The organism is candidate division Zixibacteria bacterium HGW-Zixibacteria-1, assembly GCA_002838945.1.
In the GTDB taxonomy this organism is placed as follows: domain Bacteria; phylum Zixibacteria; class MSB-5A5; order GN15; family PGXB01; genus PGXB01.
The window spans coordinates 16,681-29,195 of sequence record PGXB01000020.1 but is presented as its reverse complement, the minus strand read 5'-3'; the positions used below and the strand labels follow the sequence as shown (position 1 = coordinate 29,195).

Below are 12,515 nucleotides of genomic sequence, written 5' to 3'. Positions count from 1 at the left end.
AATCCTCCTGATTTTTAAACCGTTTGCGACAAAACGGGTATAAATTTTGGTTGTGAATTGCTCATTAATAATTATATTTGACCCAATATTTATCAATGTTGTAAAACTATATGATTAATTTAATTATCGGGTGTTGGATAAGCGAGCTTTAGGAGGTTCTTTTGGAGACCAGAATAGATCCCGTCGAAAAAGGCTTTGATAAAACCAATGCGTATATCGGGGCGTTTGTCTTCCTGTTTACGCTGATAATCTATCGTTTGACCATGGCGCCGACTTTCTCATACTGGGATTGCGGCGAATTTATTGCCAGTTCATACATTCTGGGCATTCCCCATCCCCCGGGGTCGCCGCTGTTTATTATGATTGGAAGAATTTTCTCGATTCTTCCGATTACCTCCGATATTTGTTTCAGAATTAATATTCTTTCGATTGTTTCATCGGCGGCCGCTGTTCTATTCGGATACCTGGTTGTCGTCAGAATAATCAGATATTGGTATGACGACTCCGAAATATCGGGCTGGAGCAAATACATCCCTTATATGGGCGGTTTTATCGGCTCTTTATTTATGGCTTTTGCAACCACTTATTGGGCCAATGCGGTCGAGGCCGAGGTCTATGGGCTGGCCATGATGATCATGACCATGATTTTGTGGCTGATGCTTATTTATTATAATGTTCAGGGGACGGCCAGGGGAACCAAACTCATTATTATTGCCTGCTATCTGGGCATGCTGGGCGTCGGCGTCCATCTGACCACTTTTCTGATAATGCCCGTTGCGGCGATCTTTTTTATTCTTAAGAAGGATGCCCCGGTCAAGGCATGGATTACCCTGTGCGCCCTGTTTGTGGTCGAATTGCTCGGCATGATTGCCTTTTCCAATATGAATAGCGGCTTCCAGGCCTTTATTTTTGCCACGGTGATTTTTCTCCTGCTGGCCGTTTTTCTGGTTTATAAGTATATCAACTGGCCGGTTCTTATCGGCATTGCCGCTTTTGCGATGGTCATGGTCAGCTTTACAGCCTTCAAGTTTGGATTAATTGCCGGTATTATAGCGATGCTGATTATAGCTTCGGCTGCCAAAAAACTCGACTGGAAAACCGGTCTGGCTATTATCCTGATCGCGGTCACCGGCTTTTCGCTGCATCTCTTTATCCCGATTCGGTCCGGATTGAATCCACGAATCGATGAAAACAATCCTTCGCGAAATTTCAGCCTGGCTCCGTGGGCCTTTTTCGACAAGACCCAAAATCAGCCGTTTATTAATTATCTTGACCGCAAGCAGTATGGCAGCCAGTTGATGGTGGAAAGGTCTTTCCAGCGGCGGGGGACCTGGGCTCACCAGTTCGGCCGCCATCCGCATATGGGCTTCTGGAGTTATTTTGAGACCCAGTACGGTTTCAGGCCGATTTTCCTGCTGGTATTTCTGCTCGGCCTGTTTGGAGTATATTATGCCTCACGGAAGCGGGCTCAAATAGGATTGCCTTTTCTTATCTTGCTTCTGCTGGGGACCGTTGGCCTGGTTCTATACATGAATTTTGCCGACGGAATCATGTATAATGCCCAAACCGGGGACGCCTATCTGGAGGTCCGCAATCGTGATTATTTCTTCACTCCCGGGTTTGCATATTTCGGCCTGGCGCTCGGACTTGGTGCCGCCGCATTGCTGGATATTGTCAGAAAAAGAACCCTCAGCTCCGGTCTGCATCGCCCCGTTATGATGGCCATGTCATTGACGTTGCTTCTGCCGATGTTCGCATTGGGCCGAAACTACTTCGAAAACGACCGCTCAAAACATTATTACCCGCAGATTTATGCCGAGAATATGCTGAATACCTGTGAGAAAGATGCCATATTATTCACTTCGGGAGATAATGATACCTTTCCGCTCTGGTGCCTGCAGGAAGTTTATGGAGTCCGCAAGGATGTCCGGGTGGTCAATCTCTCTCTTTTTAACACCGACTGGTACGTGGCCCAGATGAAAAATCAGTACGGTGTGCCGATCTCGCTGTCCGACAACCAGATAGTGTGGAATGACTATGAGTATCAGGGGCGCACGATCAGACGGCCGGAATCCACTTTTGTCGATCGGCCGCGAAAGCGAAGAACCTATCTTATTCCGGCGCCTTTTGAGGGCCGAATTTGGAAACTTCAGGACATGATGGTCGATGACGTGGTCATCGAAAACAGGTGGAAATATCCGATTTACTTCTCATCCGAACCATACTCCGAATCACCCCTGAAACTTCGCGATATCGCCGTCACCACCGGTTTATTATACAAGCTTGATACTGCCAAATATGATCGAAACATCAATGCCGAGGAAGGCTACCGGCTTTATGAAGAAGTCTATCGCTACGACGGGCTGGATAATCCCAATATTTATCGTGATGAAAACGCTACCGGGGTCATGCTGGCACTCGGCTTTAATGCCATCCGTCTGGCCAGTGAGTTCTGGAAGACCGAGCAGCGCGACCGGGCCTTCGACATGCTCTCATTTATAATTGAGAAATATCCCGAGTTTTTGCAGTCCTATGTCACCTATCATGATTACCTGAAGGAAATAGGGGATACCGCCAAAGCCGACAGTGTCCTTGCCAGCTTTGAGCCGATTGTGACCGAACTGATCAGCAAGGACCCGCAAAGCCAGTTCTATGTCGGCGACCTGGGATTACTTAAGTTTTACCAGGGTAAAAATGATGAAGCCTTGACGCTCCTCTGGGATGCGTTCAATATTAATCAGAGCAGCGGCCCGGCCTATCGTAAACTGGCCGGAACATTGATTGAGTCCAAACGATATACCGATCTTGTCCGGGCGACTCAATTGCATGCTGATTATAAGAATAATCGGAATGATCCGCTGGTTCGACAGGTTCTGCAGCTTGACCGCCCCGGGGAACCGCCCCCGCCGGAAAGCGAGGACTGGTAAACAAAACGATGGCGGCGGATTAAATATCCGCCGCCTTTTTATTTATCAACCGATGAAGATATAACTCTTGTTGCGCTGATATTTCCCCTGAGACCGCGTCATCATTTTTTCCATGATGAATTCCCGCCTGACGGTGCAAAAATCATCATGGAATTCCATAATCTTCGCGTTGATTTCCGGCTCGTTATAAACCCGGTTGAATTCGAATTGACGAAGAATATATTCCAGAATATAATTGCGTTTTTTTCGTTGCGCCGGCAATGTTCGAAACCGCCCGTTCTTGATAAAATTTGCAATGACCTTTTCCGCGGGACTCGGCTGGTTCTGGTTGGAATGCTTCTCCAGCCAACTCCATAAATCCTTTTCGGCAATCCGCCAGTCTTTACCTATTTTGTAGCCGGGTATTTCGCCCTGCTGAAGTTTGCGGGCGATTACCTGAACATTCATTTTCAGAATTTCGGCCACCTCGGCCGTGGTAAAAAACCGGATGACCGGGTCCTGGTCAGAAATCATATTGTTTTCCATATTATATCATCCTTGTTAATACTATTACATAGTATAACGTAGTATACAGTATTGTCAAGTACTTTATTTATATATTCTCGGATAATTAAGGTTGACTTTTCCATATAACCGGATTTATTGAGTGACGATATGACCTATTTCATCTATACCGTTCTATGCCTTATCTGGGGCTCAACCTGGCTGGCTATCAAAATCGGACTTGAAGACTCGCCCCCCTTCTGGTCATCGGGCCTGAGATTCGTCATTGCAGGCGGCCTGATGTTCATTATCAATCGGTTCCGTAATATCCAATATCCGAAAGGCTTCGGAGAGATATTCAAAGTGGCGCTGCCCGGGTTTTTCATGTACGGTTTCAGTTATATGCTGGTTTATCGTGCGGAAGTTTATATCAGTTCTTCATTGACCGCCTTTCTATTTGCCAGCTTTCCTTTTTTTGTGGCCGGATTTTCACTGTTTATGCTTAAGGAGGAGCGGCTCAAGCCGATCGGATGGGTCGGCCTAATGATCGGCTTTTTGGGTATTTTTCTCGTTTTTTATGATTCGCTGGCGCAATCAAGCTTTGTGACTATGGGTGTTTTTCTGGCAATTCTGGGGGCCGCCGTAGCATCTTTCGGCACCGTATATATCCGCGCCTATCTCCGCGAATATCCGATAGCTCTTCTGGTTGAACTTCAGATGCTGGCCGGCGCAGTTTTGATTGTCATTATGGCTCTTATTTTTGAGCCGATCAGTTCCTTCAAGATTACCACTAACTCTATTTCCGCGCTGTTGTATCTGGCTGTCTTCGGATCCATTATTGCCTTTCTGGGATATTACTGGCTTTTGAAAAAAATCGAGGCAATTAAAGTCGCCCAAATAGCATTTATCACACCATTTGTGGCCTTCGCCCTGGGTTATCTGGTTCGTTTCGAGACTTTTAATTTCTTTACAATCATCGGCTCGCTTCTTATCATTGGCGGCGTAATTATGGTTGTAAGGAAGTAAAAAAGTTGCTCAAAATAATTCGAAAACATCCACTTCTTTTCTGTATGCTGCTGGCTCTGACCTTACGGCTTGGCTCGGTCGTTTTTTCCAAAGGATTCATGGCCAACGACGATCATTTCGAGACGGTGCAGATAGCTTATAATGCCGTCCAGACCAGCCTATTGTCGGATGAAGGATATCTAAACTGGAATGCCATGAAGGGAACCGATGTCGGCCGTTCCCCGCTGTACACTCTTTTCAACTACAGTATCATGACCGTCATGACCTGGCTGGGGATTTACAACCTCGACGCGATGATGTATCTGGTTCGGCTGATGCATACCCTGCTTTCGTTATTGATGGTTTATTACGGCTACAAGTATGTCCTCCTTGTCACCAAAAGCACGAATTATGCCCTGATTACCGGGCTGATTGTCTCAGCGCATTTTCTCATGCCGTATCTGAGCGTCCGAAATCTGGTCGAGGTCGTCTCGGCCGATCTTCTGGTGCCATGTGTCTATTTTTCTTACCGCGGCGCCATTGAGAAAAACAGCCGTTTTCTGATCCTTGCCGGAATTCTTGGCGCCCTGAGCTGGCTGATCCGCTTCAATACAGGACTGGCCGTAATTCCAATTCCGTTTGCGATCTGGTTTCTTACCAAAAAGCTCCGGCCCGCCTTTTATTTCTGTACCGGATTTTGTTTGATTGCCATTTTCGGAGCCAGCCTGGACGCGGTTTATCTGGGCACCTTCGGCCGCTCGACTTATAATATTTTTAATTCATTCTTATATGTGACAAAAAGTCCGCCATTGCCTCAACCGATCTACATGTTCGCCGGATTGATTCTGGCGATTCTTGTTCCGCCTTTTTCGCTGTTCTTTGTTTTCAATATTTTCCGGAAAAAAGTGATAATGAATAATCTGATTTTATTCTCATCAGCCGCCACATTTTTTGTTATTCACAGCCTGATCCGGCATAAGGAAGAGCGGTTTATGATTCCGATTTTCCCGCTGATGGTAATGCTTGGCATGATTGGAATATATGTCTGGTTCGAAAACAGCAACCCGGCTTCGGTACTGCGAAAAATATTCAAATATTCGGCCGGCTTTGCCGTGGCGGTTAATCTGGCCATCCTGCCCCTTTTCACCTTCAATTATGCGCATAAGGGGATGGTTGAACCCTTTGTATATCTTTCCCGGCAAGATGATGTCGACTCCATAATTATCGATCGAATCGAGCGCCGGCGTTATACAGCAATTAGTTATGCCGGATTTAAACGGCCCGATTATATTAATATCGACCGATGGCAGGATTTGTCACTTCGGAAAAATGATTCTCCGGTATATGAAAGCGCCAATTACTTTATCATCTTTTCCGATGACAGCGCTTCGGTTCATGCCGACTCGCTGACGAAGTATTTCGGCTCGATCGAGCCGGTTTTTCATTCCACTCCCTCTTTGATAGATGCCGTATTGCATTTCATGAATCCGAAGCACAATCACCTCAATGAAGCCCGGGTCTATAAAAAAGAGATAATTAATACTCCACCGCGTGAAGGCGGTTGATTTTTTGCGATGGTTTTATATATTGCTTCGAATCTTTATGAATAAAGCTTATTAGATGAATCGTTTTTTCGAATTTTCGCCGGCCCAGTTGCGTGTGATTGTTTTTCTATCCGCGCTTCTTGTTATTCTGTCCGCTTATCGGTTTTTATTCAGCTATTCCCGATTGGACGATAACTCGCTCCGGCTGTCGGTGAAAATCGCCGAAACCGACAGCCGCTATGCTCCGGTCATAAAGGTTGATCTTAATCTTTCCCCGGCCGATTCCCTGGAATTACTTCCCGGTATCGGTCCCGTTCTGGCCCGGCGAATCGTGGCCATGCGTGACAGTATTCCCTTTACGAAACCGGAGGACCTTTTGCGTGTCAATGGCATCGGCTATGCCACATATGAAAAAATAAAATCATACATCGAGGTCAGACAGTGGTAGAGCTATCCGGCAGGAAATACGGCGCCGAAATATATGATGACAGAATTCGCCTGGTGGGAGTCTCGACCTCGGCCGGCCGAAAGACGGTTGATATGCTGATGGATATCTCCACCGATGGGATCGCGACGCAATCCCTTGACGCCGGCGGCAGCCTGTATATGGCGGTGTCCGAAAACAGCGCCATTATCAAGCGCGTAAAGATCAGCCCTGACCGAAGTCTCGACCCCGATAAACTGGCCCAGTTTGAACTGGTGGCCTCATTGCTCGATGACCAGATTCGCTATTATCTCGAGTCATTCGAAATCAACAGCGGCCGGGAAAGACTTGCCGTCGCCTATAAGCGAAGCGAGATCGACAGTAAACTCGATTTCTTCAGGGATCATTTTATCAAGCCGTCCGGTTTTCAATTGCGCTCATGGGCGATGGCGGCCGGATATACGCATTACTGCCGGCCCGGCGGAGGACGCCTGATCTGCCTGATCGACATTACCGATAGCCTGGCATCGTATTGCTTTGTCGAAAACGGCCGGCCCATTCACCTGGGCGCGGTTATCAGCAATGCCGGAATAAACGACAGCGACCCGGGCCGATCGAAGGCGTTTCTTCTTGATATCATCGCCACCATACAGTACCAGATGCTGACCTATGATAAACTATCGCAGTCGGTGCCGCTCTCGGTTATAATCATAACCGGCAAACGCTGCAATCAGGAACTGGCCGTCGGGATAGAAAAGGGTCTGGGCATTAAGACTGTCCTGCCGGAAATGCGCAAAGAATTATTTGCACCCGAAGTTTTTCCGGAATCACACAAGTATCTTGTCGGCCTCGGCCTTACAGCGGAGTGATCCATGCGCGTAACAGGCGGAACATTGAAGGGGCGAAGGTTGTCCACCGCACCCGGGATGGCGACCCGGCCGACTACCGATAAGGTCCGCCAGTCGATTTTCAATATATTGATGCATGAAATTGAGGACGCCGAGGTGCTTGATTTATTCGCCGGCTCGGGGGCGCTGGGAATTGAAGCGGTCTCCCGGGGAGCCCAATCGGCCGTCTTTGTGGAATTGGTGTACAAGCCGGTCACCGTCATTAAACAGAATCTGGAATCACTTGGGCTCGAGGCCCGGGTTATGACCATGGATTATCGTGAAGCCTGCCGGATTCTTGCCGAAAGCGGGAGACAATTTGACCTGATTTTCGCCGATCCGCCGTATGAAAAAATAACCCCCCAGGAAGTGGCGGAAACGGTGGCGCAATATAACTTGCTTAGAAATAAAGGATTACTTATTATTGAGCATAAGTCCGGAATGAGTATAAATTCGGATAATATCGTATTATTGAAAAAAAGGAAATTTGGACAGACCGAGGTTTCATTTTATGCCGGCAAAGAATAACAGCGTTGTCAGGACCGCCATTTATCCGGGAACCTTTGACCCGATTACTAATGGGCATCTGTCCCTGGTGCAACGAGCGACCCAGCTTTTTGACCATATTATTGTCGCTGTCGCCATGAATGCCGGCAAGAATCCTCTTTTTTCTCATGAGGAACGGATCGAACTGGTCCGGGAGAGTCTCAAGGAAATAAATCCGGAAAATCCGGTCGAAGTTATTAAATTCGACGGGCTGCTGGCGGATCTTGCCAGGGATCTGAAAGCCTGTGCCATCATCAGGGGTCTGCGGGCGGTTTCGGATTTCGAGTACGAATTCCAGATGGCCCTGATGAATCGTAAAATGGCTCATCATGTCGAAACCGTTTTTCTAATGCCCGCTCTTTCATGGGTGTATCTATCATCGACCATTGTCAAAGATGTCGCCTCGCATAACGGGGATATCCATACCCTGGTGCCGCCTGTGGTGAAAGCGGCCCTGCACAAAAAATTTAACATATCCAAATAAGGAATAATTATCCATGGCAGATAATCCTGAACAAGACCGGGAGGATATCGAACAAACTCAGGTGCCGCTGGAAGATCTTATCCGAACCAGACGACAGAAACTGGCCGACCTGAGGGAGAAAAATATCAATCCATATCCTTACCGTTATGAGCGGACCCATATAATCAAAGAGGCCAGGGATAACTATGACACGCTTGCAGCCGGTCAAACCGCGCTAAAGCTGGCCGGGCGCATTATGCTCAAGCGGAAAATGGGCAAAGTCATTTTTTCGGACATTCATGACCTGTCCGGAAAATTACAGATATATGTCAAAATCGATAATGTCGGCAAAGATGAATTCAAACTGTTCGATAAAAAAATAGATCTGGGTGATATCATCGGTGTCGAAGGAACGCTGTTCACCACCAAAACCGGCGAGATGACGGTATCGGTGACCAAATTCGAATTGCTTTCCAAGTCGCTGCATCCGCTTCCCGACAAACATTCGGGGCTGGTTGACAAGGAACAAAGATACCGCCGGCGCTATGTCGATCTGATCGTCAATCCCGAAGTTCGCGACACGTTTGTAAAGCGAGGCACCATCATCAGGTCCATACGGGAGTTCCTGGGCAGCCGCGGTTTTCTTGAGGTGGAAACGCCGATTCTTCAGCCGATTTATGGCGGGGCGGCGGCGCGGCCGTTCAAGACGCATCATAACACGCTCGACATCGATCTTTTCCTGCGCATCGCCGACGAACTTTATCTCAAACGCTTGATTGTCGGCGGTTTCGAAAAAGTGTGGGAATTCTGCAAAGATTTCCGCAATGAGGGCATGGATCGTCTGCATAATCCGGAATTTTCGATGGTTGAACTGTACTGGGCCTACGCCGACTACAAGGATATCATGGCGTTGTTTCAGGACATGATGCGCAAGGTGGTCTTTGATCTGCATGGTTCATACAAGCTGGAATATGAAGGCATGCAGCTTGATTTCGAACCGGACTTCAAGGAAATCTCGATGGTTGATGCCGTCAAGGTGGAAACCGGCGTCGATCTCCTGCTGCTCGATTTTGAAGCGGCCAAGAACAAAGCCCGGGAGTTCGAAATCGATTCTGAAGATTTAATCAACTGGGGCAAGGTGGTCGAGCGCTTCTTTGAAAAAATAGTCGAACCGAAACTGGTCCAGCCCACTTTTATCAAGGACTATCCGCTGGATATATCGCCGCTGGCCAAGATCCACCGCGGCAACCCGCGACTGACCGAAAGGTTCGAGTGTTTTATCGCCGGTCTGGAAACGGGCAACGCCTTCTCGGAATTGAATGATCCCGATGACCAGCGGGCCCGGTTCGAGTCCCAGGGGAAAGCACGCGAGGCGGGCGACGAGGAAGCGCATCAGCTCGATGAAGACTATATCATGGCGTTGATGTACGGCATGCCGCCGACCGGAGGGCTGGGCTTCGGTATCGACCGGCTGGTGATGATTCTGACCAACAGCCATTCAATCCGGGATGTAATTCTATTTCCGCAGATGCGCCCGGAGTTGGAAGCTGGTGCTGATAGAGGTAATATTTTTAAGGGCAAAAGTAATAAGTAAAATTCTCGTTGTGCCAGGTCTTGATTTTCCGATATCAATCGGGGAATTGTGATCTGACACGCGAAGAGTATAATAAAAAGCGAATGAAATACGAACGATATATAGCCGGCCGGTACCTGCGCTCCGGCCGATTTTTTACCTCAGTCTCGACTTGGATCACCTCTCTCGGTGTAACGCTCGGAGTGGCCGTGGTTTGTTTCGTCATGTCGATGCATAATGGTTTCGAAACCGAATTGCGAACCCGCCTGCTCGGAACGACCTCGCATATAACGATCTTCCCCCGCAATTCTATGACCATGACCGATTACCGGGAGATAATCGAAAAAGTCGAAGCCATCGATGATGTTGTCGCCGCTTCGCCGTTTATCTATTACAAGGCGGCGATTTCATCGGAAGAGGCCGGCGATGGTATCGTGATCAGGGGGATCGACCCTGAAATGGAAAGGCGAACCGCCAATATCGCCGATGATATCAAACGCGGTGAATACAATTTTGAAATCCCGGCTTTCGACAGCACCGAAAAAGCCTATGGTATAATAATGGGTGTGACTCTCGCCGACCGGCTGGGTGTCACTGTGGGCGATCCGATCGTGTTGTATTCATTAAGGGGCGAGGACTTGCGCCGCAATACCCGGCCCCGCGTGGCCAAGTTTTATGTAACCGGTGTCTTTGAAACCGGAATGTACGAATTTGATGCCCAGCTTGGCTATATTTCATTGACGGCCGCGCAGGATCTCTTCAAGATGCACGACGAAGTGACGGCGGTGCATCTTAAATTAACCGATATCTATCTGGCCGAGCAGGTTGCGCCGGCTATATCGGCCGCGGTCGGATTTAATTTTCAAATCGTTCCCTGGAACGAATTGCATAAAAATCTTTTCACCTGGATCTCTCTTGAGAAAAAACTGCTGTTTATCGGCTTTATTCTGATTGTTCTGGTGGCCGCTTTTTCGATTATTTCGACGCTGGTGATGCTGGCGATGGAAAAACGCACGGAAATCGGTATTTTAAAAACGCTCGGTTCGACCGCCGGATCGATTCGCCGGATTTTTGTCTATGACGGTCTGGTGATTGGGTTTATCGGCATATTCCTTGGCTGGACAATAGCTTTGGTCGCCGCCTGGATTCAAAACAAATATGCTCTGATTTCGCTTCCGGGCGACCTTTACTTCATAAATTACCTCCCCATCCAAGTCAACCCCTTTGATTTTCTTCTGTCCGGAGGCATTACAATTATTATCTGTTTTCTGGCCGCCTTATATCCGGCTGTCAGAGCCTCGAATCAATCCGTAATAGATGTACTGCGTAAGTAAATAATGCGAAATAATCGCGCGGCCTAAATTATTTGACGATTTTGGCGAAAATAGTTATATACTAATAGATTGACTTTGGGATAGGGAGAATATTTGAATTGGAAGCAACCGGCAAAAACCATCTCCTCGCGGCCCGGAATATCCACCGAAACTTTAAAACCACTGAAGGTATTTTAGAAGTCTTGAGAGGCATTGATCTGGAAGTGGTTAGGGGTGATATGCTTGCGGTCGTGGGTGAATCAGGTGTCGGGAAATCGACCTTGTTGCATGTCCTTGGAGGCCTGGATCGGCCCACTCAGGGTATGGTGGAAGTGAACGGCGAAACGCTGGGAGACAAGAGCGAATCGGAACTGGCGAGGTTTCGTAATATCCACATCGGCTTTGTCTTTCAGCAGCAGTATCTTCTCGAGGATTTTACGGCGCTTGAGAATGTCATGATGCCGAGCCTGATCGCCGATAAAAGTCGTTCGGAAGCCGCCGATATTGCCAGAGAATTGCTGGCCGATGTCGGGCTGACCGGCCGGATGAATCATATGCCCAACCAGATGTCGGGCGGTGAGCAGCAGCGGGTGGCGGTGGCCCGGGCCCTGGCCAACAAGCCGGAAATCGTTATCGCCGACGAACCTTCGGGTAATCTGGATATAAAAACCGGTGAAAAACTTCATGAACTGCTGGCCCATCTCAACCAGACCAGGGGTATCACCTTCCTCATCGCCACGCACAATATTGATTTGGCCAAAAAGTGCCGCCGAGTTGTAAAATTAGAAAACGGCCTTGTCAGCGAGGTCGCCGAAAGTTAGGATAAAATTATGGTGTGTCAGGATTGTAAAAAGCAGACGGCTACGGTCCATCTCACGCAAATTATAAATAACGAAAAATTGGTTGTTTCGTTGTGCAAGGATTGTGCCGCCAAAAGAGGCTTTCATTCGCCGCTGGATAATGTCCCGTTTCCACTAAGCGATCTGATATCGGGCTTGATACAGCAATCGCCCCAGAAACCGGGCGATATTCCCGATATCACATGCTCACGATGTGGTTTGACTTTCGAACAGTTCGCCCATCAGGGCCGCTTCGGCTGCGGTGAATGTTACAGTGCTTTTCGTTCACGCCTCGAGCCGATTATGCGCAAGATTCACGGCTCTTCGCTCCATAAAGGTAAGATGCCTGTCGCCGGTGAGGGCGAACCGATTCCCGTCAGGGAAGAAGAAAGACTGGAAGAAATGCTCAAAAAGGCCATCGAAAGTGAAGATTTCGAACGCGCCGCCGATCTACGGGATAAATTAAAAGCGGTCCGCGAGGCTCATTTGATTACAAAGGATGAAGAGTGAG

Annotated in this window: 12 protein-coding genes; 11 read left to right on the top strand and 1 reads right to left on the bottom strand. The window is 48.2% G+C overall.

Annotation, left to right across the window (positions count from 1 at the left end; genetic code table 11):
* Nucleotides 1-161 precede the first annotated feature (161 nt).
* Entirely contained in the window at nt 162-2,927 is a 2,766-nt protein-coding gene (locus tag CVT49_09040) for a hypothetical protein (protein PKK83337.1), read from the top strand.
* A gap of 45 nt (nt 2,928-2,972) precedes the next feature.
* Here the strand turns inward: CVT49_09040 and CVT49_09035 are convergent, their stop codons facing one another.
* Nucleotides 2,973-3,452, bottom strand: a complete 480-nt coding sequence (locus CVT49_09035; GenBank protein ID PKK83336.1) for a hypothetical protein — start codon at nt 3,450-3,452, stop codon at nt 2,973-2,975.
* A 117-nt stretch (nt 3,453-3,569) separates the two neighbouring features.
* Here CVT49_09035 and CVT49_09030 point away from each other — a divergent pair, with 117 nt between their 5' ends.
* The 10 genes from CVT49_09030 to CVT49_08985 all read left to right on the top strand — a co-directional run bounded on the left by CVT49_09030 (nt 3,570) and on the right by CVT49_08985 (nt 12,514).
* A complete protein-coding gene (locus CVT49_09030; GenBank protein ID PKK83335.1) occupies nt 3,570-4,436 on the top strand; it encodes a hypothetical protein in 867 nt (288 codons plus the stop codon).
* A 5-nt stretch (nt 4,437-4,441) separates the two neighbouring features.
* The gene (locus CVT49_09025; protein ID PKK83334.1) at nt 4,442-5,980 is read left to right on the top strand and encodes a hypothetical protein; all 1,539 of its coding nucleotides are present in this window, start codon (nt 4,442-4,444) and stop codon (nt 5,978-5,980) included.
* A 55-nt stretch (nt 5,981-6,035) separates the two neighbouring features.
* Nucleotides 6,036-6,407 (top strand): hypothetical protein, encoded by a 372-nt coding sequence (locus CVT49_09020; GenBank protein ID PKK83333.1) that lies wholly within the window; start codon nt 6,036-6,038, stop codon nt 6,405-6,407.
* Complete coding sequence (locus CVT49_09015) at nt 6,401-7,252, top strand: hypothetical protein (protein PKK83332.1); 852 nt, start codon at nt 6,401-6,403, stop codon at nt 7,250-7,252. Before CVT49_09020 ends, CVT49_09015 begins: the two co-directional genes overlap by 7 nt.
* Before the next feature lie 3 nt (nt 7,253-7,255).
* The gene (gene rsmD, locus CVT49_09010; GenBank protein ID PKK83331.1) at nt 7,256-7,798 is read left to right on the top strand and encodes a 16S rRNA (guanine(966)-N(2))-methyltransferase RsmD; all 543 of its coding nucleotides are present in this window, start codon (nt 7,256-7,258) and stop codon (nt 7,796-7,798) included.
* A complete protein-coding gene (locus CVT49_09005) occupies nt 7,782-8,300 on the top strand; it encodes a pantetheine-phosphate adenylyltransferase (GenBank protein ID PKK83330.1) in 519 nt (172 codons plus the stop codon). Before rsmD ends, CVT49_09005 begins: the two co-directional genes overlap by 17 nt.
* A gap of 13 nt (nt 8,301-8,313) precedes the next feature.
* Nucleotides 8,314-9,873, top strand: coding sequence for a lysine--tRNA ligase (gene lysS / locus CVT49_09000; GenBank protein ID PKK83329.1), 1,560 nt, complete (start codon nt 8,314-8,316; stop codon nt 9,871-9,873).
* An 8-nt stretch (nt 9,874-9,881) separates the two neighbouring features.
* Complete coding sequence (locus CVT49_08995) at nt 9,882-11,186, top strand: hypothetical protein (GenBank protein PKK83328.1); 1,305 nt, start codon at nt 9,882-9,884, stop codon at nt 11,184-11,186.
* A gap of 98 nt (nt 11,187-11,284) precedes the next feature.
* A complete protein-coding gene (locus CVT49_08990) occupies nt 11,285-11,986 on the top strand; it encodes a lipoprotein-releasing system ATP-binding protein LolD (protein PKK83327.1) in 702 nt (233 codons plus the stop codon).
* 9 nt (nt 11,987-11,995) lie between these two features.
* On the top strand, nt 11,996-12,514 hold the full coding sequence (locus CVT49_08985) for a hypothetical protein (GenBank protein ID PKK83326.1): 519 nt from the start codon (nt 11,996-11,998) through the stop codon (nt 12,512-12,514).
* Nucleotide 12,515: the final 1 nt, after the last annotated feature.